21 protein-coding genes are annotated in these 22114 nt (G+C 53.7%); 14 read left to right on the top strand and 7 right to left on the bottom strand.

Features of this window, described 5'->3' with window-relative positions:
• Positions 1–19: 19 nt before the first annotated feature.
• The 7 genes from DK871_RS16320 to DK871_RS16290 all read right to left on the bottom strand — a co-directional run bounded on the left by DK871_RS16320 (position 20) and on the right by DK871_RS16290 (position 7788).
• Positions 20–454 carry a hypothetical protein gene (locus DK871_RS16320; protein WP_161905767.1) on the bottom strand — a complete coding sequence of 145 codons (435 nt, stop codon included), beginning with the start codon at positions 452–454 and terminating at the stop codon, positions 20–22.
• 283 nt (positions 455–737) lie between these two features.
• On the bottom strand, positions 738–1325 hold the full coding sequence (locus tag DK871_RS16315; RefSeq protein ID WP_161905766.1) for a hypothetical protein: 588 nt from the start codon (positions 1323–1325) through the stop codon (positions 738–740).
• Between the two features lies 1 nt (position 1326).
• A complete protein-coding gene (locus tag DK871_RS16310; RefSeq protein ID WP_161905765.1) occupies positions 1327–3849 on the bottom strand; it encodes a fimbria/pilus outer membrane usher protein in 2523 nt (840 codons plus the stop codon).
• A 53-nt stretch (positions 3850–3902) separates the two neighbouring features.
• Positions 3903–4613, bottom strand: a complete 711-nt coding sequence (locus DK871_RS16305) for a fimbria/pilus chaperone family protein (RefSeq protein ID WP_161905764.1) — start codon at positions 4611–4613, stop codon at positions 3903–3905.
• 166 nt (positions 4614–4779) lie between these two features.
• On the bottom strand, positions 4780–5484 hold the full coding sequence (locus DK871_RS16300) for a DUF1120 domain-containing protein (protein ID WP_161905763.1): 705 nt from the start codon (positions 5482–5484) through the stop codon (positions 4780–4782).
• A 735-nt stretch (positions 5485–6219) separates the two neighbouring features.
• Complete coding sequence (locus DK871_RS16295) at positions 6220–6906, bottom strand: DUF1120 domain-containing protein (RefSeq protein ID WP_161905762.1); 687 nt, start codon at positions 6904–6906, stop codon at positions 6220–6222.
• A 168-nt stretch (positions 6907–7074) separates the two neighbouring features.
• Positions 7075–7788 (bottom strand): DUF1120 domain-containing protein, encoded by a 714-nt coding sequence (locus DK871_RS16290; RefSeq protein WP_161905761.1) that lies wholly within the window; start codon positions 7786–7788, stop codon positions 7075–7077.
• Between the two features lie 501 nt (positions 7789–8289).
• Between DK871_RS16290 and DK871_RS16285 the strand changes: the two genes are divergently transcribed.
• The 14 genes from DK871_RS16285 to DK871_RS16220 all read left to right on the top strand — a co-directional run bounded on the left by DK871_RS16285 (position 8290) and on the right by DK871_RS16220 (position 22102).
• Positions 8290–8919 (top strand): response regulator transcription factor, encoded by a 630-nt coding sequence (locus DK871_RS16285; RefSeq protein ID WP_161905760.1) that lies wholly within the window; start codon positions 8290–8292, stop codon positions 8917–8919.
• 340 nt (positions 8920–9259) lie between these two features.
• Positions 9260–10414: a KamA family radical SAM protein gene (locus DK871_RS16280; RefSeq protein WP_161905759.1), complete on the top strand. Its 1155-nt coding sequence runs from the start codon at positions 9260–9262 to the stop codon at positions 10412–10414.
• A 27-nt stretch (positions 10415–10441) separates the two neighbouring features.
• On the top strand, positions 10442–11812 hold the full coding sequence (locus DK871_RS16275) for an acetyl-CoA carboxylase biotin carboxylase subunit family protein (RefSeq protein WP_256677480.1): 1371 nt from the start codon (positions 10442–10444) through the stop codon (positions 11810–11812).
• A 4-nt stretch (positions 11813–11816) separates the two neighbouring features.
• Complete coding sequence (locus tag DK871_RS16270; RefSeq protein ID WP_161905758.1) at positions 11817–12533, top strand: 2OG-Fe dioxygenase family protein; 717 nt, start codon at positions 11817–11819, stop codon at positions 12531–12533.
• Complete coding sequence (locus DK871_RS16265; RefSeq protein WP_161905757.1) at positions 12530–13735, top strand: MFS transporter; 1206 nt, start codon at positions 12530–12532, stop codon at positions 13733–13735. Before DK871_RS16270 ends, DK871_RS16265 begins: the two co-directional genes overlap by 4 nt.
• A 264-nt stretch (positions 13736–13999) precedes the next feature.
• Complete coding sequence (locus DK871_RS16260; RefSeq protein ID WP_161905756.1) at positions 14000–14614, top strand: hypothetical protein; 615 nt, start codon at positions 14000–14002, stop codon at positions 14612–14614.
• A gap of 98 nt (positions 14615–14712) precedes the next feature.
• Complete coding sequence (tssA, locus tag DK871_RS16255) at positions 14713–15723, top strand: type VI secretion system protein TssA (protein WP_161905755.1); 1011 nt, start codon at positions 14713–14715, stop codon at positions 15721–15723.
• Positions 15724–15748: 25 nt separating this feature from the next.
• The gene (gene tssB, locus DK871_RS16250; protein ID WP_153474859.1) at positions 15749–16270 is read left to right on the top strand and encodes a type VI secretion system contractile sheath small subunit; all 522 of its coding nucleotides are present in this window, start codon (positions 15749–15751) and stop codon (positions 16268–16270) included.
• A gap of 36 nt (positions 16271–16306) precedes the next feature.
• Positions 16307–17785, top strand: a complete 1479-nt coding sequence (gene tssC, locus DK871_RS16245) for a type VI secretion system contractile sheath large subunit (protein WP_153474860.1) — start codon at positions 16307–16309, stop codon at positions 17783–17785.
• 65 nt (positions 17786–17850) lie between these two features.
• Positions 17851–18324: a type VI secretion system tube protein Hcp gene (locus tag DK871_RS16240; RefSeq protein WP_047710936.1), complete on the top strand. Its 474-nt coding sequence runs from the start codon at positions 17851–17853 to the stop codon at positions 18322–18324.
• Between the two features lie 52 nt (positions 18325–18376).
• Positions 18377–18850: a GPW/gp25 family protein gene (locus DK871_RS16235; RefSeq protein WP_161905754.1), complete on the top strand. Its 474-nt coding sequence runs from the start codon at positions 18377–18379 to the stop codon at positions 18848–18850.
• Positions 18843–20720 (top strand): type VI secretion system baseplate subunit TssF, encoded by a 1878-nt coding sequence (tssF, locus tag DK871_RS16230; protein WP_161905753.1) that lies wholly within the window; start codon positions 18843–18845, stop codon positions 20718–20720. The genes DK871_RS16235 and tssF overlap by 8 nt, the downstream gene beginning before the upstream one ends.
• Complete coding sequence (tssG, locus tag DK871_RS16225; protein WP_306109906.1) at positions 20684–21691, top strand: type VI secretion system baseplate subunit TssG; 1008 nt, start codon at positions 20684–20686, stop codon at positions 21689–21691. Before tssF ends, tssG begins: the two co-directional genes overlap by 37 nt.
• 21 nt (positions 21692–21712) lie before the next feature.
• Positions 21713–22102, top strand: coding sequence for a DUF4280 domain-containing protein (locus DK871_RS16220; protein ID WP_178116058.1), 390 nt, complete (start codon positions 21713–21715; stop codon positions 22100–22102).
• The last annotated feature ends 12 nt before the right edge of the window (positions 22103–22114 follow it).

Below are 22114 nucleotides of genomic sequence, written 5' to 3'. Positions count from 1 at the left end.
GCTCCTGATAGTTGTTTATTTACGGTGTGATGAAACTGGAGTAGAACGGCAGCAGAGGGGTGCCAGTTTTAGCCGAAGGTTTATTCTCAAAAGCAGCCCACTTAATACTTTCCCAGCTTTTGTAGCCTGAGTGCCTCAGGCCAAAGTCTTTTAATCGTAATTGCATGTGAAAACCCGCTTCCATCGCCGCGACAAACGTGTGGTGACCATCCCCGCAAAGGTAGAGCTGTTCCTTAATATAAATGACGTTCACTTGGGGGATGACGTCTTGCGAAATGAACAATTTCTTTTTCTTTTCGATAATATTTTTGTTGACGCTTTCTTGGCAGGGTAAAATTAAAGAGTAATGTTTTCCTACTATGTTCGTGGGGTGAGATTTGCAGCGGAATATCCTGTTGTGTCTTGTGGCGTTGCCGGCAAGTGTCTTGAACATTGATAGGGGTATCGAGGGCATGTGCGTTACGTCCATGACCTCCATTACAACACCCATGTTGTCAGTTGCTGCCAAGGCGCACTGAGGTTGATGTCGTTTATCCAAGCCAGAATTTATTGCCGTGCTGCAACGAAAACACTCGTTGTTAATTAAATAGCTCATACAGTAAGGACAGGATGCTGGCATTGCTCGTTTCTCTCGTTGTCGAAGGGGTATTCAAAAAGTGCTCACTGCAGCCTATTCATACATTTCGCAATCCAGGACCGTCATGAAGCCTTATTGCTCTGCGGTTCTTCGCGGCCATTTACGGATTAACCATGCGCACTTCAAACTGGCCCGAGCCCTCCCATTCCTCATCAGCTCTGACGCGCGTGCCCGCACGGTCGATCCTGGCTTCGATCTCAACCTGTACAGTCAGGTATTCACCGATGGCAGGGCTTGCCCCTACGTAGGGGGATAGCGCCTGCCCAGACTGAACAAACAGTTCCGACGCGGTGGCTTCTGTGGGATCGAGGGGGCGTAAGCGAACCGGTTTGCCATCCAGTTGTGCATCAATGACCTTCACAACGAATACACCGTTGTTGGCAAAACGATAGCCTTGTTCATGATCCTGCTGCCCCTTGAAGGCCAAGGCCATAATGCTATTGGCACCGCAGGTCGCAGACAGGTTAAGTGTTCTTTTGCCCAGGCTCAGCAGGTTTGAGCCTTTGACTGGAACGGGCTGGTCGCGGTTGAACCGGCCAAGGTCGAGTGCCGACTCGCTGAGCTGAAGCTGGCATTGTTGCTCTGCCTGCGCGGGATTGCTGATAGCCAGGCCCAGCAGCGTGATGAGGGCCAATACACTCAGCTTGGCGTGCGTATAGAGGTGCGATAGTGATTTCAAGGCGTTCATCTCAAATAGGCACGCAGGTCGCTTCGATGGTTTCGATGATTTTCGACAGGTCGGCGTGCTTGGGTTGCGAATAACGGATCTGGCAGGTTTTTTCGTCGGCAAGCATGACGTTCAGCTTCGTGCCGGGTTCCAGAGTCGGGAAATAGACTTTGCCATTCCCGATGGTGGTCGTGACGTATTGCTGGTGCTCGTTGAGCACCGCCAGGCCTTTGGCCAGCGTTGCGCCCTTAGGGTCTTTGACCACGAGCATCGTGCGCCGAGTGGTACTGACGTCGAACGCGACTCGATTGACCGAGCCGCGGCTTGGCTTGAGTTTTTTCACGCCGTTTCCGATGTCGACATTGCGAGGCAGCGACTCGCCGCTCACCGACAGTTGGCTGTCGCGATGGGGCGCAAGGCTTGGTGCGATGGCTTGGCCAAACATATCGGTCCAGACCGGCCCGCGGGGCGTCATGATTTTCACGCCAGACAAATCACCCACCGAGAGCACGCCGAACGTGTCGTCGACCGGGTAGGGCGACAGCGTCACGCCGCTACTGTGAGCCACCACCGCACCGCTGAGGCGCGCGTTGTAGTTAGTACTGCCCTCGCTCGACCTGGCGTACCCCACGTTGGCGCGTACGTAGCGGGGCAGTAGGTTGGCGGATGCCGCGACATTGGTGCGATGGCTTGCATCGTCATGATCCGCTCGTAACTGATAGCTCGCGCTGTCATTGACCTTTTCACTCAGGGTTGCACCTACACGGGTTCCGTTTTTATCGATATTGGCGTAGGTCCTTACGCTCTCACCAAAGGGCACCGTGGCGCTCACGTAAGTCGTCAGGCCTTTTTCGTAACCGCTGTTACCGATATTTTTGCGCACATTGACGCTGAACAAGGCCTTTTTATAGGAGGTCGACCAGGTAGCAGACAGGTGCTGAGTGTTTTGATTATCGAAGGTTCTCGAGTAAGACGTCGATACGCTGAAGTTTCCGACTGGCGTGTTTCCCCAGCCCAGAGAGGCGCCATATTGATCACGGGTTTGGCCTCTGAAGTTGTCGATGGCCTTTAGAGGGCCGCTGTTTTCCAGAATGTCTTCGACATCCTCGGCGCGATACACGCTGTCCAGAAAGTCTCGATAACCTTCGGTCCGTTGTGTGGTGCTCAGACCCAGCGACAGGTTTTTGCGTAATTGGGTCGACACCGATGCACTGAGCTGTGTGCCGCGCTGACCCAGCTTGCTCGCGTTGGAAGCTGCTTGAGACATGGAAAGGGTGGTCTCAGGTGTGAGTCGATAGCCCATGGACCAGGCGAACCCTTGATAGTCAGTGCCGCCCAGTGCGCCAGCGGTGACCTGAGTGGTTTGGCTGACGGGCCAGGTCCCGTTAACGCTCACTACAAACGGCTTTTCACTTTGGTTGCTGCCGGGACGATACTGCCCCGCCGCAAATGAGTAGCCCGGCGTGGTATCGAACGCGCTGCCATCGAGGCTGGCGGCAGGTAGCGTGAAGGTGTTTTTTGAGCCGTTGTCTTCAATCACGGTAACGACCACATCCTGGCGTCGATTGAGTGCGAGATCTGTCAACAAATAAGGGCCTTCCGGAATCACCGAGGTGTGAATCAGATTGCCGTTCTGTCGCACTTCAATGCGTGCTGGCGAGCGCGCGATCCCCTCTATTCGTACAGGGCTTTCGCCAGTACCGGCGCGCAAGCTGTCCTCGGGGACTACTTGTATTCCGGAAAGCGCAATGCCAGAGAATACCGAATTGGCGATATTGATTTGGCCCGCTTGCGCGGTGGCGTCAATGGCGCTAAAGGTACGTTGGCCGTAAGCATAAAGATGACTCAGCTGGCTGCCGCTGCTCGAAGCGCTATAGTTCTGGCCGCTGCGAAACAACCAGTCACCCACGTTGAGACCCGCCACGGTATTAATGTTTCGGTAGGACATGGACGTTCCTTTAGATTCTGTGACCGAATTAAAGGCCTCGTAGTTGAGCGTGGCGGCTGTACCGCCACTATTGAACTGGCGGGCCGCAGGTTCGCGGGGTTGCAGCGCTTGTACTGGAACAATCAGATGGACTTCTGATTTTCCCGGGCGCAAATCAACGACGGTCTGCGGGAATTGCGCTAGAAAACCGAGGCTGTCAACGTCGGCTGCGGATTCGCAGCTTGTCGCCTTATCAGCAGCACCTTGCGGGGTAATAAGTCCGGCATCTTCTAACAACTTGGCGTCCAGGCAGAGCTGCCCTTCATGATTGAATGACATATTCATGCTGCCCAGGCGGTTACCATTTACGATCAGCGTTACACGTTGGCGCCCAGCCAGAAACCTAGCCGAGCGCGCAAAGAACTGAACTTGCGTAGGGTCCAGTTTCCGGCCTTTGAGCCTGCCCAAGTCATACGTGATTTCTTTGACGGAGCCATTGTCACTTTCGGGCTGCGGCGCTTGGGTAGATGCGCCATGCGCCGAGGTGCTGACGCATATAAGCCCGATCATGCGAGCGGCAGGGCGAAACCAAAGAGCATGGTAAACAGACGTATTCATAAACAAGAAATCAGTGCTCAAATGCCGATGCAAAGTGCTGGGGGATATCGCACTTACTCAATTGGGGCGCTGAAAGGTTCGGCTGCGTAACCATGCAAGTTGGCCGGTTTTATCGTGGCGCGGGTGGCAACGGCGCGTTGATCTTTAGGCAGATCAAGATTTAATGTTTGCCCCGGCAAGATATAAGTTTTTGGCAGCGAGAGGGTCTGATCACCTGGGAACAGCTCAACGAGCGGCAATAAACGAATGACGTAGGGACTTGGGTTTTTGACGGTCAACTTTCCAGCCGCGGATGTCCACTTTAAGTGTTTCCACGGCGTAAGGTCTTTTTTCAGGCCTTTTGGGTTAATGATAACGGGCATGTCATGCATGAGCGTCATGCCCACTTTAGAGGTTTTTGACTCGGTATTAGGGGGGATGCCTTCAAACGTAACACGACGCAGCAGTTGAACTTGCAAGGGGGCTTTTTGTTCCAGAATAAACCGGACCGATTGCATATCTCCCGCTTCTACTCGTGCCATCGGAGGGTTAACCAGGATGATCTCTTCATCATCACCTTCAAGGTTGTAAATAGTACTGACCAACAATGAGGGACCGTTGTCAGTATTGGTGACGTTCATGGTGGTTTCACCTTGACCTTCATCAATCAGCAGTACGGTTTTATCCGGGCTCATGCCGCTGCCATAAGCCGGTTCAAGCCCAAAAATCAAGGCTGGCAATACCAGTGCGGTAACGGATAAGGAGTGTTTAAAGTAAGTATTCATAATGTTACCTATGGTCCAGTGTGTTGAAGTATCAGAGGTCGGGGCAGCCTTAATCTGCTAAATGAGCAGATAATAAGATGTAGCGGTTCCAGCGTTGGGCACGCGAAAGCTTGCCATTAAGGAATGGCTCGCTAACGCGTTATTAAGTAGGGCGGGTAAGTGCGGCTTACATGTAAACCATTTTAAATGTAGTTTCGCCAACAAATTCCACGGGGGAGGCCGGGTCGAAACTAAATTGGGAGGTCGGCAGGATTTGTGATTCGACAGAGAAATCGAGTGTTAAGTCTTCGATATACTGAGGCGTGCCCGATTTGTTGGTAAAGGTTGTCGTCGTGATGCTCCGATCTACGTCGCTTTTACTTGAGCGCAAATGGACATCCCAATAGGTGCCGTCAATATCGTTCATGTTGTAGTGATTGTCTTTCGAATCGCGGATATCTTTCATGTGCAGGACGTAACTGCCGATCAGGGCGTCTGGGTTGTTTTTGTCCACGAGTGCAAACTGCTGTGCCAGGCCACGCGCGCCAGGGAAAAGTTTGTTATGGGGGCCGGATGTCAGCGTATCCATGTGAGTGTCTTTGAGGCTCATGGTCAGCAACATTGGGCCTGCGCATGAAACGTTGAGGCTGGCGGCATGTCCAGGAATTGACTTGGAGTTGTCCTTGTCAAGCTGGCTGGGGGAGGTGAGACCCAAGTCGATGGTTTGCCCGCTGTTCAAATTAAACGTGCAGGACGGGGCGTTAATTTTGACGTTGACGTCGAGTTTCGCTTCAGCCTTCCCTTTTTTGCCGCTTTCGGTGGCCGGAAGGCCAGCGAAGGCTGACGAACTGATGGCAAGGGAGAGGGTCGAGATAAATAAAGCCTGTTTCACGTGTACTGCTCCGGCATGTCAATAGTTGGCGAAGGCCCAGAAAGCCTAAACTTGTGTGACGAAAGCCAATCCATTGCCAATCCGTATACGTTAAATCTGCTTCTGAAATTGCATCAGGTAGAGCAGTTGCACCTACGGCTAGTCCCTGCGGTAGAAGTGACGCCGCAAATCATAACGAGCGGGTAGAAATAACCGGAGTGAATAGGTGTGAATTCACGGTTGTTGATGTTGTTGTGGGGGGGAGGCAGGTCAGTATGGGAACATGATGTCCAGTACATCACCGCGGCGCTTTATCTCGAGTCGGTTCGCCATCTCCTCGCGTGCGTTCGCTGGGGTCAATGACAAACGATCAAACAACAATGCCCAGGGTGATGGGATAAGCGCAGCGACATCCGTGGTTGAAGGTATAGCCATTCATTGATCCCTTCGTTAACACGTGCGTAATCGTTGGTTTCAGCTAGCGTTCAGATGCGGCTGAGCGGTAATTGGGAGATGTATGAGTTGACTATAACGGCGGGCGCCCGGATCTCAAGCGGTAGACGAATGAAAAGTCATGAGTGATCAATGAGAGTTCCAGCCATAATTAATAGTGGAACCCATGCTTTGAAAGAATAGGGGCAGAAAAGGCGCGTATAAGGCGGGGGAAGGGCAAGGGCCAAACAAAAAAATGCCCGCCATCAATCATTCAACTAATGGCGGGCAAAGGGGATGGTCGTTTAACGCAGTGCTATGAAATTACATGTACACCATTTTAAAGGTGGTTTCGCCGACGACATTCACGTCGCGACCAAGATCCAATTTTGAGGCAGGCAGGAACGACGCTTCAACATTGAAGACCGCTTCCATTTTTTCGGCATACACGTTGCCGTCACCGACCAGCATAATTGCCGGCTCTGTGCCTTCGTTGGTCTTGGTGGAAAAAATCTCGCCTGTTCTGCCAAGTTCAAAACCGCTCATACCGTGGTTCTGGGTGCTGCCGTCTTTATTCGATGTCGTGATTTTATCCAGGAAAAACACGTAGCTACCGAACAGTTTGGTTGGGTCGCTGGCATCCACCAAACCGAACTGATTGCGGGTAGGGTGAGGAAGGCCATCGCGTTTACTGTTGCGCAGGGTATCCAGGTAGGTGTCTTGAACGGTCATTTGGACCATCGTCTTGGCGTCGCAGGTAACCGCCACAGAAATCGCCTTGCGAGGCAGTTGGTAAATCTCGTGCAGTTTCAAGCTGCCAGGCTCAATACTGCCAAAGTCCAGCCCTGCGCCACTATTCAAGTCGAAATCACAAGTAGGTGCGTCGATCTTCGCCGTGACGGTCAGTGTCTTCTGATCTTTCCCTTTTACACCGTTGATGGCGTCTGCGTTGGCAACGATGGAAGTGCCCATGGCGGCAATGAGGGCGGAAATGGCAAAAAGGTGTTTCATGGAAGGTGCTCCGGTCTATCAAAAGTTGGCACAGACTACTGAGAGTAAGTCTGATAAGCGGGGTGCGACGAATCCCAATCCTTTGCCAATTCGTTACAGCTACAGCATGAGTCAGATGACAATACGGGCGAGTGCCTTCAACACCGTCAGCTATCACATGCAGGGGCGTTACAGGTAAACCATTGAGAAGGTGGCATCGCCGATAATCTCAACGTCGTTACCTTCAGTGAACCAGGTTTTTTTCGGCAAAAAGTTAGGTTGGATAGTGAATCCGACATTCATCAACTTGCTGGCATAGCCGTTGGGGTTGTCGATGACTAACGTTTCTTGTTCGCCGCTGCCGCTATTGTCTTTGGTAGAAACAAATACGTTTGAGCGGCGGCCGCCTTGAATGTAGAGGTCATGACCTTCGTTGGTGGTGCCATTATCGGTTGTGGAGATTTTATTCTTCACAATGATATAGCTACCGATCAACGTGTCTGGGTTATTGGCATCAACCAAGCCAAATTGAGAATCAGGTCCATAATGACCAGGGAATAAGTCTTTATGCTTGTTGTCCTTGAGCAGGTTACTGGCGTAAGTGTCTTTTACCTGCAGCCTGACCAGAGTTTTGGCGTCGCACTCTACGGAAAACCCACCGGTAATCGAGCTGATGTTGCCTGCGGTCACCTGATCCATTTGTAGTTGGCTTGGGGCAATCGTGCCGAACTCAACTGCTTGCCCGCTATTCATTTCAAATTTGCAGGTCGGCGCGCCGATAGCGCCAGTGACGCTCAATACTTTTGAGCTTTGCCCTTTCTCGCCGGTGAGATCTGCGGCGTTCGCTACGAATGAGGAACTCATAGCAATGGTAAGGACGGAAATCAAGAAAATAGGTTTCAACGGTATTGCTCCGGTGTCTCAGACATTGGCAAAAGCTTTAACAGGGCGTCCCCAAATAAGCCTTATGTAAAGTGACGAATGCCAATCCGTTGCCGATTCGTTCTTGTGTACTGAATGCGCTGTACATGAGCGCAGAGTCATACTCCCCGTGCTCCGGTAGGCAGTGCTGACGAACAAAGGCTAAGTTAAAGTTCGCCAAACTCGAAGTGAATAGCTATGAATTCACGATTAATGATGGTTTGCCCAGGTGTGATCCAGACTGAAAATGCCTGCAGTGTTCGTGCAGTCATAGGGTTTGCGTGGTGTTGGGTGTCGATTCTGGCGAACCGTAAGAGGGCGCGCGCAGCGCTATCAGTGGGCGGTTAGTGTGGTGGCGGGCGTGATAGGTTGTTAAGTTCTGCGGCGGATTAGTATTTTAGTTAAGTGATAGCGTCCGTGTGTGTAGGCTTGAGGGGTAAGAAGTTCCCATGTGGCTTACTAATCTGAAACGCTGAGGTAATGATGTTTAAAGTCGTCGTTATTGATGGGCAGCCGCTCGTGCGGGCGGCTATTAAGGTTGTCTTGCATCAGAATGATTTTGCCTGGGTGGCAGAGGCTGATAATGGTGCTGACGGCCTTGAGCTTGTGCATGAGCACAGTCCGGATTTGGTGATCTTGGATATCTATCTTTCCAGGGTCGGTGGGTTGGAGGTTATGGAGAAGATTTATAGCTTTGATAAAAGCATCGAGATTCTGGTGCTGACATCCTGTTCAGCGCGCCATTATTACAACCGATGCCGTGCGGCAAGGGCTTCGGCATTTTTGCCGAAAACGTGCACTCTCGAAGAGCTGGAAAGGACCGTCAACGTATTGATGATGGGCGGGGCGTGCGTTCCTGATAGTGTTGATCGCCTACCCCCGGCGGGTAGCAGCTTCGCCAATGAAGCCTTGCTTATCAATTCGCTGTCAAATCGTGAGTTAATGACATTTGAGCTGCTTGTGCGGGGTATGAGTAATAAAGAAATAGCGAGCTATTTGCAGCTCAGTAATAAGACGATAAGTACCTACAAAGCGCGACTGCTGGAAAAGCTCAATGTGTTTTCTCTGGTTCATTTGTTCGAGGTCGCCAAGCGCAATGGCCTGGTTGGCTAGGATTTCTACGGAAAGTGTATTGTAAACACGGCATCGTACTCGTCCGCGATACGCTCAATGATAGTGCGCCGCAGGCACTGGGTGGATCACACGGTCTCGCTCAGAAGTTACACGATTGCGTCAGTTATAAAGCACTGCGATGAGCGTGAAAAGTGTATTTCACGATTCTTGATTCGTGACAGCGCGTTGTCAGTGTTAACTATCACCTTTCAATAACGGCCCTCTCGGCAGGTTCAATGCTGTCCCTACACGAGGCCGGATACAGCCTTTTCGAATGCTACATAGGGTTTAACCCGCATCTCTTCCCCGAACCAGCGTCACTTAGAGAGGTTTTAGAGAAATGTCGACTTTTGATCAAATAACGCATCGCTCGATTCAGTGGACTGATTGGCGCTGGCAACAAAAGAATGCCGTGCGTGATGAACTGGCTCTTCGCAACGCCTGCGGCGGTTGGGACGAAGAGGTGACGGTTCACATTGAGCGCAACTTGCAAGATCGCAAGATGCAAATCACACCGTACTATATTGATTTGATCCTGCGTTCGCTCAATGGCGGTCAGGTGACGGACCATCCGCTGTGGCGACAGGTTGTGCCTTGCTGGAATGAAAACGTGCCGGGTGACTATGACGGCACGTCGGAGAACTGGGAGTTGCATCATGAGATGAAAACCCCCATCTGCCAGCACAAGTACGATAACCGCGTTATCTTGCGGATGACCAACACCTGCAACGCGTACTGTCAGTTCTGCTTCGAAGCCCTGCGTACCTTGCAGGTCGATACCGAAAAGGCCAATGCCAACACCAACTCGTTCCTGGACTCGGTGGAGTACGTACGCAACAACCCGGCCATTGAAGAGGTCATCCTCAGCGGTGGTGACCCGCTGATGCTGGCTGACCGCCGATTGGAAGAGAACCTGGCAGCGTTACGCTCGATCAGTGACGACCTGTTGATCCGTATTCATTCACGTGCCTTGAGCTTCAATCCCTTTCGCGTCACCGATGCGTTGATCGCGATGCTGGAGAAGTACAAGGTTAATGCCTTCGGCGTGCATGTGTGTCACCCGCTGGAGCTCAGCGACGATTTTGCCGCGGCGGTTAAACGTATCCAGAGTGTGGTGCCGATTGTCTTCTCCAATATGCCATTGTTGCGGGGTGTCAATGATGATGAAGCCACGTTGCATAAGCTGTTCATCGACCTTTATCGCTTGGGTGTAAAGCCGTATTACCTGTATCACTTCATGCCCTTTTCACCCGGTGCATCCGAGTATAAGGCTTCTATCAGCCATGCCATCGCCATCATGGGACGTCTCAAGCGACGGGTCTCCAACATCGCGATGCCCGAATATGTGCTGCCGCACGCACAAGGAAAGTTCACCGTCCCGCTGCTGGATTTTGAAAAGCCTGAAGAACTGCCGCACTTCGAAGTCCGCGACGGGCAGCGCTATTACTGCTTTCGTAACTGGGAAAATCAATGGTGCAGTTGGCACGACGCCTGAACGGACTTACGGATTGAGGCAGGACCCATGATGAACCAAGACGCTATTCTTTTTATTGATATCGATGACAGTGCTTCCACTCGTTACCGCTACCGTGAACCACACTTTGCCGTCGCCCGTGAGCAAGGGCTGAAATGTTTGACGGCCGGGTTATTGGGGCGTCGTCACTTGCAACGGCTGTGTGATGACAGTGATCAAGTGTTCTTGCTGGAAACGCTCAGCGAAACGGCCATTCTGGATTTGATCGGTGAACTGGATGGGCGATACAACGTGCGCGCGATCTTCTGCCAGGCAGGTCACCCGTCTGCTCAAGGTGAGGTGGGTTGTATAGTCGCGCGCGTCTGCAAGCAGCTCGGTCTGGTGTACAGCCGCCCGGAAGCGATTGCAGTGTGCAATAACAAGTTCCTGATGCGCGGCGTGTTGAAACAGCATGGGCTGCGTTCGGTGCCGTCCGCGCTGTGCAACGACGAACAGGAACTCCAGCAAGGTGCTGCGCAGGTGGGCTATCCACTGATCGCCAAACCTCCCTTTGGCGGTGCCTCGGCGTTTATCAAGAAGTGTTCCAACTGGGCGGAGCTACGCACCCACTATGCGCATTTTGTAAGTGATCATGGCGCCGCGGCTTATGCGGACTTCTACGGCTGCGCGCACGCCTTGCCGTCTGTGGATGGGCTTGGGCGTGACTATGTGCCAGGGCGTAGCATCTTGCTGGAAGGCTACATTCCTGGCATTGAAGGCAGTGTGGAATGTGTGATTGCGGGCGAACGGGTCTACCCGCTGCTGATCAATGAAAAATTACTGCTGACCGAGCGCAGCGGCACGGTCCTCGAGAACCTACTGATTTCTCCGCCGACGTCGTTCAACCAGGCTCAGTGCGCACAGATCCGTCAGTATGCCGTTGACTGCTTGAACGCTACAGGGTTGACCAACGCCGTGGTGCATTTCGAGTTCCGGATGACTGAGGCGGGGCCTGTGGCCATTGAGATCAACCCGCGCCTGGGCGGCCTCTATGTCAACGCGGCATTCCGTGACATTGCGGCAATCAATCCTTACCAAATGTATCTCTCGCTATTGCTAGGCGAGCAGGGCATAGATGCGCAACTCGATGCCGCTGTGCAAAAGGTCGCCGCCGCCCGGCAACGTTTCGCGATGTTGGCGATCTATCCGGATCACAGTGGTCACTTTAAAGGTATTGAAGGTACGGGCTATCTGGCTGAAAACCAGCAGGTGCTCGAATATGCCCAGCAAGAGGCCGGCGTTTGTATCGATGCAGATATCGAGGAACACTACTTGCTCAAATGCTGGGCCAAGGTTGACGATGCCACAGACGCCCATGCCTTGCATGATGCGATAAAACAACACTTACGTGTAATCATCGATATGCCGGACGCAGGATAGCGCTATGGACATCTCACAGATTTCAGCGCACCTGCGCGAGCATCAGTACTGCCATCGTCGAGACTTTCGCGAGTTGATCGACGTTCAGCCCGGTGACCAGCAAAGCTTTCGCGCGTACTGGAACAATCTGGTGCGCGACGAGGCGTTCAGGGCGTACACCCATCGCGAGCGGCGCATTTTGCGCTATCGCTTGTCGCCGTCCCGCCAGTTGCAGATCGACAGGGATGCCGCGTTCAAATCGACGGTCACCTATGCCGTTAATTACCGCCAGGGCGTGAACCACCTAAGCTATTGCGAGGAGGGCTTTATCGAGCATCCACTCATGCAGAAGTTGTTGGCCACCGACCTTGCGGTGATTGCACCGCATCTTGGCGATCAGGCCTGCACGATTGATATTCATCAGTTCCGGGTACGGGCGGATGGGCAGTCGAGCAGCCCGACGACTTCAGGGATCCATCAGGACGGTTTGGATTGGGTGTTCATGCACTTTATAGGCGAGCGCAATACAGTGCCGGTGGTATCGCAGGTGTTTGCCGACGAGACGGAGCAAAGCTGCATGCTCAATGTGGCAATGGAGCAGTTTCTTGAAACCATCGTGATCAATGATCGTGCTTATTACCACCGGGCCGGTGACGTGAGAGCGCTGCCAGACACCGGGCCCGCCTGGCGCGATGTACTGCTGGTCAGTCTACGTAGGGTCGAAGAGGCGCAGCCGACATGAGCGATGATCGACAGTTGAACCTATCGATCCGCAACGCACGCTTGATCATCTTTGCCCGCGGTGTTTCGGATTTCGGTGCATTCCTCAACCTGGTAGCGCTCTCCACCTATGTGTACTGGCTTAGTCAAAGCGTGGTGTTTGTCAGCATTTTCCTGGCGTGCCGGGTCACCGGCGGAATTGTTGCCAGCCTGTTTGGCATCCCGTTTTTTCGCCGCTTCGCCGGCCGTGGCACCTTGGCTGGGCTGGACTTGGCGAGGGCGTTGTTACTGATGCCGTTGTTGGTGCTGATACCGGCCCATCAACTTAACCTGTTGCCTTTTATCGCCTTTGGTATCGGACTGTGCAATTCGCTGTTCGCCATCGGCCTCAATAGCCAATTGCCCACCTGGGTCGCGCCAGAGCAACGGGTGAATACCAATGCATGGATCACCTCGGCGGCGGCCACCGGTGCGGTTTTCGGCAGTTTGCTCTCCGGCTTGCTGATCGCCATGGGAGGATTTGAAGCGGTGTTTGCCGCCAACATCGGTACCTATGTGATCGCCGCTTGCCTGGTTTTGCCTTTGCGCGCGCTGTACCGCTCGACCGTTGCCGCCCATCGCGGGCTCGCCGCCGAATGGCAGGAGTTGACCAAGGGGCTGCGTGGCGCGCCGGTGCTGGCCGCCATGTTGCTGATCAGCATGCTCGACACCCTCGGCAGCGCGGCCCATAACGTCGGCTGGCCGGTACTGTCCCAGCTGATTTCGCCTGACACCGCGAAAACGGTCATGGGCTATCTGCTGGCGGTCTGGGCTTGTGGCAAGTTCGTCGGGGCGCGACTGGCCAGCGTCGTATTGAGAGGCCGTAGCACCCACGGCATGGAGCGTTTATTCATGCTCGGCGTAGCGCTGATGTCCAGCGGTTTTGTCCTTACCTTTCAGCAAACCGAGCTATGGCTGGCACTGCTGCTGGTAGTGTGGGCGGGGTTAGGGGATGGGTTATCCGAGGTGGCGCTGATCTCTCGTGCGCAAAGCGAGCCTGATAGTCTGCGTTTGCCGTTATTCAGCTTATTGACGCTGATTCAGATGGCGGGCTTCGGCGTGGGGATGCTGGTGGCTGGGCCGTTCTATTTGGCCTGGACGCCGGCCCAGGTGATAGTTTTATTCCATGGTTTGCCTTTAACTGCGCTGGTCATAATGGCGCTATGGATGAGAAGGCGAGCTTAGTTGCATGAGCCGGCTCGGTTGCGTGTGTTAGATGCTACCGCCAGGCTAGGCAGTAACGCTAACTATTTGATTCGAAAACACACGGCAGGCTGAATTGAGCACAATCACAGCTATTCACTTGCCGTCGTGTCGGCTGTTTATGATGATTGGATAAGGAAACGTAAACGTTATTGCTTTCTTTGCGCAGCTGACTATTAAGACCTGTAGCCATACGGACGGTGGCTACTCAGGTGAGCGGCAAGCAGGCAGCTGTACAGGGTCTGGATGATGGAATCTAAACGGTTAAAGGAGCTGATCACGGGAGATCCTGAGATCGCCAAGTGCATGCTGGATCCTCAAGATGAATGTTTCGACTGCGCGGTTAACGTGGCGCGTATATTACGCGCGAACAATGTTCGACACCGCATAGTAGGCATGTTGATCTGGGAAACTTTCTCCCGATCGACCGATACGCACTTTGTCGTGGCTGTCTATGATCTGGATGATTCACGTAAGCGCGATAATCCGGATGAGCCATTCATTGTCGATCCTACCTCTGCGCAGTTTTTGGAATGCGGCCCTCTGTTCGAGTACTTTCATGACTGGCGGTGTCAGTTGATAGAAGGTACAGCGCTGGGGCAAAAGTTGATCAAGCTGAAAGAATACGACAGCCCTTGTCAGGCCCGGCGCGATTTAGGGCTTTTTTACGATTTACCGAGTGAGTTTGATGGCGACTGTTTGAGCACTCCCATTTGGTATGTTGAATGTCGCGATGACACAGCGCGAGCGGAGTCTCTTGATGATTCGAGTGGCGCGAAGGCCGTGGTCTCGAATGTTTCACTGTGTGGAATGTCTGGCGTTATTCGCATGCTATTGAGGCGTCGAAAGACTGCGGGTTAATCTCATTCAATATTGGCGCAAATTAATATTGTACTGAACGCCACGTTAAGCAACTTTTACGCCTTGTAATAAGTAAACACTGAGATCGCTCTGCGCTTATGAATTATGTAGATGAATATATTGGCGCGCTCAGTAATCGCTCCTGTGGCCGCGACCTTGAGTATACGGCCGAATTCGTCGAGCTGGAGCAAGCTTCACGCACAGCAGAAACTGTTGAATACGGCGAGCATGTGTATGTCACCCAGGCTATAGATTGGCCGCACGTTGAGGCCCTATGTCGAGGTTTGTATGAGCAGACACTGGACCTGCGGGTGATGGTAATTCTGGCGCGTGCGTTGCTTGACCGCTGTGGCTTGAATGGTTATCTGGGCGGTTTGCGCCTGGTGGCCTGGCTGGTGCGGCAACGCTGGGAAAGTGTGCACCCGCAATTAGTCACCGAGGATCAGTTCGATCCATTGATTCGGATTAATACCCTGGCAGAGCTGGTGGTACCGTCCACCGTGATTGGCGTGCTCAAGCATCAGGTATTGGCACGCACCGAGGACGGCCAAACCCTCTGCCTTGGGGACCTGGATACTATTAGTAGCACTGAGGGCGCGCAGCATAGCGAGCAGTTGGCACTGTTGACCCAGTTGATAGAACCCAACTGCTCGACTGAATTAATGCGCAGTCTTGGGCTGATAAATGCTTTGCGCACTGTGCTTGATGAAATGACGGCGGATCTGGACGAAAAAACCGCTGTGCAGGGGATTTCACCTTTTCTTGGCTTAAGCAAATCGTTGCAAAAATGGGGGCGGGTGATCGAAGACCGTTTACGTTTAGTCGTGACGAAACGGCCATCGGTACAACCCTTAGAACGTGCATCTTCGGTCTCAAGGGCCCAAAACCACGAACGCACTGGCTCCACTTGTGAGTCTCGGGAGGACGTGGTTCGCGCCTTGGATGCGATCTGCTCGTACTACCAACGGCATGAGCCTTCAAGCCCGGTTCCCTTTTTAATTGCCAGGGTTCGCCGAATTACCACCATGAGTTTCATCGATATTATCGAGGAACTGGCACCTAACTCTGTTACCGACTTGCGCCGCTTGGGCGGCCGCGTCGCGGATTAATTAAACTTTTACCAGGTCGAGTCGTATGTCGAGTAATAACAGCGGTCAAAAATTCATTGGCCGGAACCGTGCGCCGCGCGTGCAAATTGAATATGAAGTTGAACTGTACGGCGCAGAGAAAACCGTCGCCATTCCGTTTGTTAACGGTGTGTTTGCTGATTTGTCAGGGGCGAACCGCAGTCTGTTGCCAATGTTCTCTGAGCGTAAGTTTCTGGATATTGATATTGATAACTTTGATGACCGCATGGGGGCGATCAACCCTCAAGTAAAAATGACGGTGCCGAATAAACTCAGCGGTGACGGCCACCTGGCGATTTCCCTGAGCATGAGCACGATGGAAGATTTTTCCCCGGGTGCGGTCGCACGCAATGTCGAGCCGTTGCGCGAGTTACTTGAAGCGCGCAATCAACTGGCAAACTTGTTGACGTACATGGATGGTAAAAGCGGTGCTGAGCAATTGATGGCTCAATTGCTGGAAGACCCCGTGTTAATGGCCTCGTTACTGGCACAAAGCAATCCGCCTGCCGATGCGGCAGTGGATGTTTGACGCGTGTTTTCCATTCTTATTTAAACAGGTGTACCCATGTCTGGTGTTGTTCAGCAGTCCATTCCAGTCGTCGTTTCCAACAGTGAGTTTAATGATCTGTTGCAGCGCGAATTCAAACCTCGCAGTGAGCAGGCCCGGGGCCTGATTCAGTCGGCCGTGCACACGCTGGCCAAGCATGCATTGCGCAATACTCAGCTGATTGCCGATGACACGTTAAGTACCATTTCAGCGTTAATCGCCGAGATTGATCAAAAACTCGCCGAGCAAGTCAATGTTGTGTTGCATCACCCCAATTTTCAAGCCGTTGAATCGGCCTGGCGGGGCCTGGAATATCTGGTCAGCAACACGGAAACCGACGAGCAATTGAAAATCAGGTTTTTCAATGCATCAAAGGCTGAAGTCGCTCATGAGTTGAAAAAATTCAAAGGCGCAGCGTGGGACCAAAGCCCGCTGTTCAAGAAGATTTATGAGCATGAATACGGGCAGTTTGGTGGTGAACCGTTTGGAGTGTTGATTGCCGATTACTATTTTGATCACAGCCCGCCGGATATGGCGTTGCTCGCCTCAATGGCCAAGATTGCAGCGGCGGCCCACGCACCGTTGATCAGTGCGGCCATGCCAAGCGTGCTGATGATGGATTCCTGGCGTGAACTGGCCAACCCACGTGATCTGACGAAAATCTTTCAAACCGCTGATTATGCGGCGTGGCGCAACCTGCGTTCCAGCGAAGACTCGCGCTATGTGGGGCTGACAATGCCGAGATTTCTTGGGCGAATTCCGTACGGCGCTAAAACGGCCCCGGTGGACGAATTCGCTTTCGAGGAAGTGACCGATGGGCAGGCCGACAATTATCTGTGGACCAACGCGGCTTACGCCATGGGCGTCAGTATTAACCGATCGTTCAAAGAATACGGCTGGTGCTCACGTATTCGCGGGATTGAATCGGGTGGCGCGATCAGTGATTTGCCCCTGCACACCTACCCAACTGAAGACGGCGGCGTGGACATGACGTGCCCCACGGAAATCGCGATCAGCGACAGACGTGAGTTGGAGTTGGCAAAGAACGGTTTTATGCCGTTGGTGCATTGCAAAAATTCGACGCTGGCGGCCTTTATCGGGGCGCAGTCGCTGCACCAGCCCCAGGAATACAGTGACCCCGACGCGACAGCCAACGCCAAGCTGTCTGCGCGCCTGCCTTACTTGTTCGCCACGTGCCGTTTCGCGCATTACCTCAAGTGCATCGTGCGCGACAAGATCGGTTCGTTCAAATCACGCGCCGAAATGGAGACCTGGCTTAACAACTGGATTATCCGTTACGTCGAGCGCAACCCAAGTACCGCGACGGATGCCGATAAGGCACGCAAACCATTGGCCAGTGCCGAGGTTGTGGTCGAGGACATTGTGGAGAATCCAGGGTTTTACCAAGCCAAGTTTTATTTGCGCCCGCATTACCAATTGGAAGGCCTGACCGTCTCGCTGCGCCTGGTTTCTCAACTGCCCTCCGTCAAGAACTGAGACCGACGAGTTTAGCGCTCGAACTGTTATTTAACGCACTATTTTCCTGAACCAGAAGGCTCATCATGATTGCTCTCAAGTTTGAAACCGAGATTAAAGGCACCTGCACCGAAGCGAACCATAAGGGCGAGATCGTTATTGACTCGTACTCTTTTGGTTCTTCCCGTTACGTAGCGATTAATGACGGCGAGCGTCAAACCGGCGTTTCGAATATTTCGGAAATGAGCCTGACGAAGTCTACCGATATCTCTTCCCCCGATCTGTTTCTGCAATCGACCAATGGCAAGTCCTTGGGCGTGGCCACGCTGACGGTGCTGCAGACCGGCGGCAGTACGGAAGATACGCAACCGTATTTGATTATTACCTTGAGTGATGCGCTGCTCACCAGCTATGTCATTGAAGGTTCCAAGAGTCGTCCGACCGAGCGCCTCCATCTGAGCTTCACCAAAATCAAATTCAAATACGTTGAGTTCAACGGCAATACCAAGAACGGCGATGTTGAAAAAACCTACGATTTGCTGGCCAAAAAAGCCGGTTGATAGGTTTCTTCGGTTGTTTGATAACTGCCCAATAGTCTGTTGAGGTTTCTGTATGTCTATTGCCACAGCATCACTGCTGGATCGTTTGACCAGCGCTACCGGTGCCTATGGCAATGACCTGACGGCGCCTCCAGACGGTGTAGGGCGGTTATGTCATGAGTTGGCACAGTTGTTCAATTCAACAGGGTTGGGCTGCTTTTATGAACTGAGCGGGCAGCCGCGGGTTGCCCGCTCGGTACTCAATTGTGGTCTCGGTAATTTTGCGGGTGTGCTGTTATCGAGCGTTGACCTCAAAGCACTGGAACTTCGTATCCGTACCTTGATTCGAGATTTTGAACCCCGGGTGCTCAGCCATACTTTGCAGGTACAACTGTTGCCTGGTACTGGTAGCTCTAGCTATTTCAAGTTTTTGTTACAAGGCGAAACGCGCCACCGCGCCTCGCAGTGGTCGTTTCGGTTGCAGGCTTCGTGGAATACCGAGAGCGGTGAAGTGAGCGTCCAGCCATATGGCAAGCACCATGGATGATCGCCTATTACGTTTGTATGAGCGCGAGCTGAGTTTTTTGCGCGAGGCGGGCAGTGAGTTCGCCAGGGATTACCCGAAGGTGGCCAGCGCTTTGGGGTTGGGTCATGACGAGGTCACGGACCCGTCGGTGGAGCGCTTGCTCGAAGGCTTGAGTTTTCTCACCGCCCGCGTGCAACTGCAAATGGAGGCGGAGTTTCCAACGTTCACACAGAACCTGTTGGCGTTGATTCAACCACTTTTTTTGCTGCCGGTGCCCTCGATGGCGGTGGTCCAGTTTGCTCCGGACCTGCAAGAGGGCACTTTGGCGTCGGGCTATACCCTCCCCAGCGATACGGCCCTGCGTTCAAGCCTGGATCGCGAGGGGCAAGTGCCTCGTTGCGAGTTCAGAACCCTTGCGCCGGTCACATTGTGGCCGATTCGTCTGGAATCTGTGGGCTACCTTCCCAGTTCCCGATTGCTTAAAGGTTTGCCGTCGGCATTGGCCGATCAAGCCGTGTCTGCGTTGCGTTTGAATGTACGCACGACCTCGGGCCTACGCTTCGAGCAATTGGCACTTGAGGCGCTGACATTGTTTCTGCCTGGCAGCGATTCATTGCCGATGGTTTTACAGGAGGCGTTGCTGGCACATGCGTGTGGCGTACTCGTGCGACCGGCCGAAAGTGATGCACCATGGGAACATTTGATCGAACCGCACCAGATAACCCAAACCTATCGGGAGCCAGGCGAGGAGGGGCGGCAAGTCCCCTTATCGTTGAGCAATTCCGCGTTTGCCCAGCTGAGACAGTTTTTGGCGTTCGCGCCTGCACAAAGATTTGTGACTTTAGGCGGATTAGGGCCGGCGGTGCGCGCATGTCGCACTGATCAGCTGGAGTTGGTGATTCTATTTCGGCCACTCACGTTACCGCTCCCCGCACGTTTGGATGTCAGCAGTTTTGCGCTGTTCTGTGCGCCGGCGATCAACCTGTTTGCCAAGTACACCGATCACGTTGCGTACGACCCGCACCGCCAAGAGTTGCCGGTGGTTGTCGACAAGTCCAATCGTCTGGCCCACGAGGTGCTGGACGTTCTCTCGGTGCATGGTTATTGCGCTGGGTCCAGGGAACGGCTGGTGTTTTTGCCTCTCTATGCGCCTCAGGCATTGGCTGGCAGCGGTGTGCGAGCGGCGGGTTTTTATCAGTTGCATCGCGGTCTGAGCCGCAGGCCCGACAGGGCGATGAGCCGTGAGTCCAACTATCAAGGCAGCGATGTCAGCCTGTCGTTGGTTATCGCTTCGCTTCCCGAGGGCGAGAGTGACCTTCAGCAACTCGCGCTGAAAGTACGGTGCTCCAATCGTGATTTACCGTTGAGGATGCCACTGGGGCAGGGCAACACGGATTTTGCACTCGATGTCAGTGCGCCAGTTTTATCCGTGCGCTGTATCGCCGGCCCCTCCAAGCCGGTACCCGCGCCGCTTCAGGGGGAGCGGCAATGGCAAGCTATACGCCATCTTTCGCGCAACTTTTTGCCGTTGGCCGAAGAGGATGGCAAGGCGGGCGCGCGGGCGCTGTGCGATCTGCTGTCCTTATATATCGCCGACGATAGCGTGAGCAGCAGGCTGTTACAGGCTATCCATTCGTTGCGTGCACAGGTGACCACACGACGGCTTCCGGGGCCCGGCCCGGTGACGTTTGGCCGAGGGTTAAAACTCATACTGACGCTGGACGACAGTGCTTGTGAGAGCACAGGAACCTACGCGTTCGGCTCGATACTGGAGGCGTTCTTCGCACATTACTCCGCACTTAACTCGTTCACCGAGACCGAGCTGCACAGTGTGACACGTGGTCATATCAAAACATGGCGGGCGAGGGCGACTCAATGCATGACCTTGTGACTCGCCGACCCTCTTTAGGTCAATGGCCATGGCGCTATGAATTTTTCAGTGCCATGCGCTGTATTGAGTCTGCCTACCCGCAGATGCCACGCTGGGGGACCGCTGACCATCTGCGCGACGACCCGGTGCGCCTGGCGCAGCAAGTGTCCCTGGCGTTTCAGCCGGCGATGATTGCCGGTTGGCGCTTGCGTGAAGGGCAAGCGGCCTGCCTGATGGTCAATTTCTTCGGTTTGACCGGCGTTAATGGGCCGATGCCATTACATTTCAGTGAAAGGCTATTGTCGTTACAGGTCAATCATAACGACCCTGGCGCCGCGCATTTTCTGGATGTCTTTCATCATCGATTGTTGAGTCTGCTCTACCGCAGTTGGGCCATGGCTCGCCCGGTGGTGTCGGCTGATCGGCCAGCACACGATCGCTTTCGCGACTACGTATCGGCTTTCTCACCCGCACGAATGAGCGCATTGCCCGGGGCTGGAACGTATTACGTCAACCAGATGGTCGACCAGCGACGCAGTGCTCGCGGTTTACTTGCGATGGTCAGGGACTTTTTGCAGGTGCCGGTCAGTGTGCAAACCTTGGTTGGGCGGCGTGCAGCCTTAGAGCCTGAGCAATGCCTCAGGCTCGGACGTCAGCGGGAGTCCAGCCAACTGGGCGTGGCAACGCTAGTGGGCAAGCATGCCTGGAATGTCCAACACAGTTTTACGCTGCAACTGGGGCCACTGTCGTGGTGCGATTACCAGAGGCTTTTACCCGGCGCAGCGTTCCTCTTGCCGCTCTATCAGTTGGTCGAGCGTTATGTCGGCCGCACTTTTCAATGGGACCTTCAATTACAGCTCGATCCTGCACAGGTCGTGCAGTTGCGCCTGGGAAGCCAATTGCCGCTGGGCCAGGCAACCTGGTTGGCGGCTGGCGGCGAGCCGCGCAGGTATCGGCATTGGCGTTTCACAGCGGCACGCTTTTTTCAGTGACTGATTCAGGAGCAAAGGCATATGCCGGCACAAGTGGTCATGGGGGCTTCGTTGCGTTGCTCCTTCGGCAATACGCAAGCCAAGTTGATTGTACTGCCCATCAATCGGGTGTTTGCCGAGGGGCAATTGGCGGCGACCATCATGGATCACCTGCCGATGGTCAACATCTGCTCGTTTGGAATGTGCAGCTCCCTGGCCAACCCACAGGTCGCGGCGGCGACATCGGCAGCGATGGGGGCATTGACGCCGATGCCGTGTTTGCCGGTAACGGTCACGCCATGGATTCCCGACGTTACAAAGACCTTGATTGGCAAACTCCCTGCTTTGGGCAGCACCGCAACCTGCTCCTGCACCTGGGCAGGCCTGATTCAGGTTGCGGATCCAGGCACCCGGAAAACACTGATCTCATGATTAAGCGAGTCG

It is taken from the genome of Pseudomonas sp. L13 (genome assembly GCF_009935965.1).
Classification (GTDB): domain Bacteria; phylum Pseudomonadota; class Gammaproteobacteria; order Pseudomonadales; family Pseudomonadaceae; genus Aquipseudomonas; species Aquipseudomonas lactis.
The sequence above is the reverse complement of the archived record's forward strand: the minus strand, read 5'-3'. Positions and strand labels throughout refer to the sequence as shown.

Bases quoted from the DNA above. Each gene is read 5' to 3' on its own strand.
- DK871_RS16320 (WP_161905767.1), bottom strand. From the start codon at position 454: ATGCCCTCGATACCCCTATCAATGTTCAAGACACTTGCCGGCAACGCC.
- DK871_RS16315 (WP_161905766.1), bottom strand. From the start codon at position 1,325: ATGAACGCCTTGAAATCACTATCGCACCTCTATACGCACGCCAAGCTG.
- DK871_RS16310 (WP_161905765.1), bottom strand. From the start codon at position 3,849: ATGAATACGTCTGTTTACCATGCTCTTTGGTTTCGCCCTGCCGCTCGC.
- DK871_RS16305 (WP_161905764.1), bottom strand. From the start codon at position 4,613: ATGAATACTTACTTTAAACACTCCTTATCCGTTACCGCACTGGTATTG.
- DK871_RS16295 (WP_161905762.1), bottom strand. From the start codon at position 6,906: ATGAAACACCTTTTTGCCATTTCCGCCCTCATTGCCGCCATGGGCACT.
- DK871_RS16285 (WP_161905760.1), top strand. From the start codon at position 8,290: ATGTTTAAAGTCGTCGTTATTGATGGGCAGCCGCTCGTGCGGGCGGCT.
- DK871_RS16280 (WP_161905759.1), top strand. From the start codon at position 9,260: ATGTCGACTTTTGATCAAATAACGCATCGCTCGATTCAGTGGACTGAT.
- DK871_RS16275 (WP_256677480.1), top strand. From the start codon at position 10,442: ATGATGAACCAAGACGCTATTCTTTTTATTGATATCGATGACAGTGCT.
- DK871_RS16270 (WP_161905758.1), top strand. From the start codon at position 11,817: ATGGACATCTCACAGATTTCAGCGCACCTGCGCGAGCATCAGTACTGC.
- DK871_RS16265 (WP_161905757.1), top strand. From the start codon at position 12,530: ATGAGCGATGATCGACAGTTGAACCTATCGATCCGCAACGCACGCTTG.
- DK871_RS16260 (WP_161905756.1), top strand. From the start codon at position 14,000: ATGATGGAATCTAAACGGTTAAAGGAGCTGATCACGGGAGATCCTGAG.
- tssA (WP_161905755.1), top strand. From the start codon at position 14,713: ATGAATTATGTAGATGAATATATTGGCGCGCTCAGTAATCGCTCCTGT.
- tssB (WP_153474859.1), top strand. From the start codon at position 15,749: ATGTCGAGTAATAACAGCGGTCAAAAATTCATTGGCCGGAACCGTGCG.
- tssC (WP_153474860.1), top strand. From the start codon at position 16,307: ATGTCTGGTGTTGTTCAGCAGTCCATTCCAGTCGTCGTTTCCAACAGT.
- DK871_RS16240 (WP_047710936.1), top strand. From the start codon at position 17,851: ATGATTGCTCTCAAGTTTGAAACCGAGATTAAAGGCACCTGCACCGAA.
- DK871_RS16235 (WP_161905754.1), top strand. From the start codon at position 18,377: ATGTCTATTGCCACAGCATCACTGCTGGATCGTTTGACCAGCGCTACC.
- tssF (WP_161905753.1), top strand. From the start codon at position 18,843: ATGGATGATCGCCTATTACGTTTGTATGAGCGCGAGCTGAGTTTTTTG.
- tssG (WP_306109906.1), top strand. From the start codon at position 20,684: ATGGCGGGCGAGGGCGACTCAATGCATGACCTTGTGACTCGCCGACCC.
- DK871_RS16220 (WP_178116058.1), top strand. From the start codon at position 21,713: ATGCCGGCACAAGTGGTCATGGGGGCTTCGTTGCGTTGCTCCTTCGGC.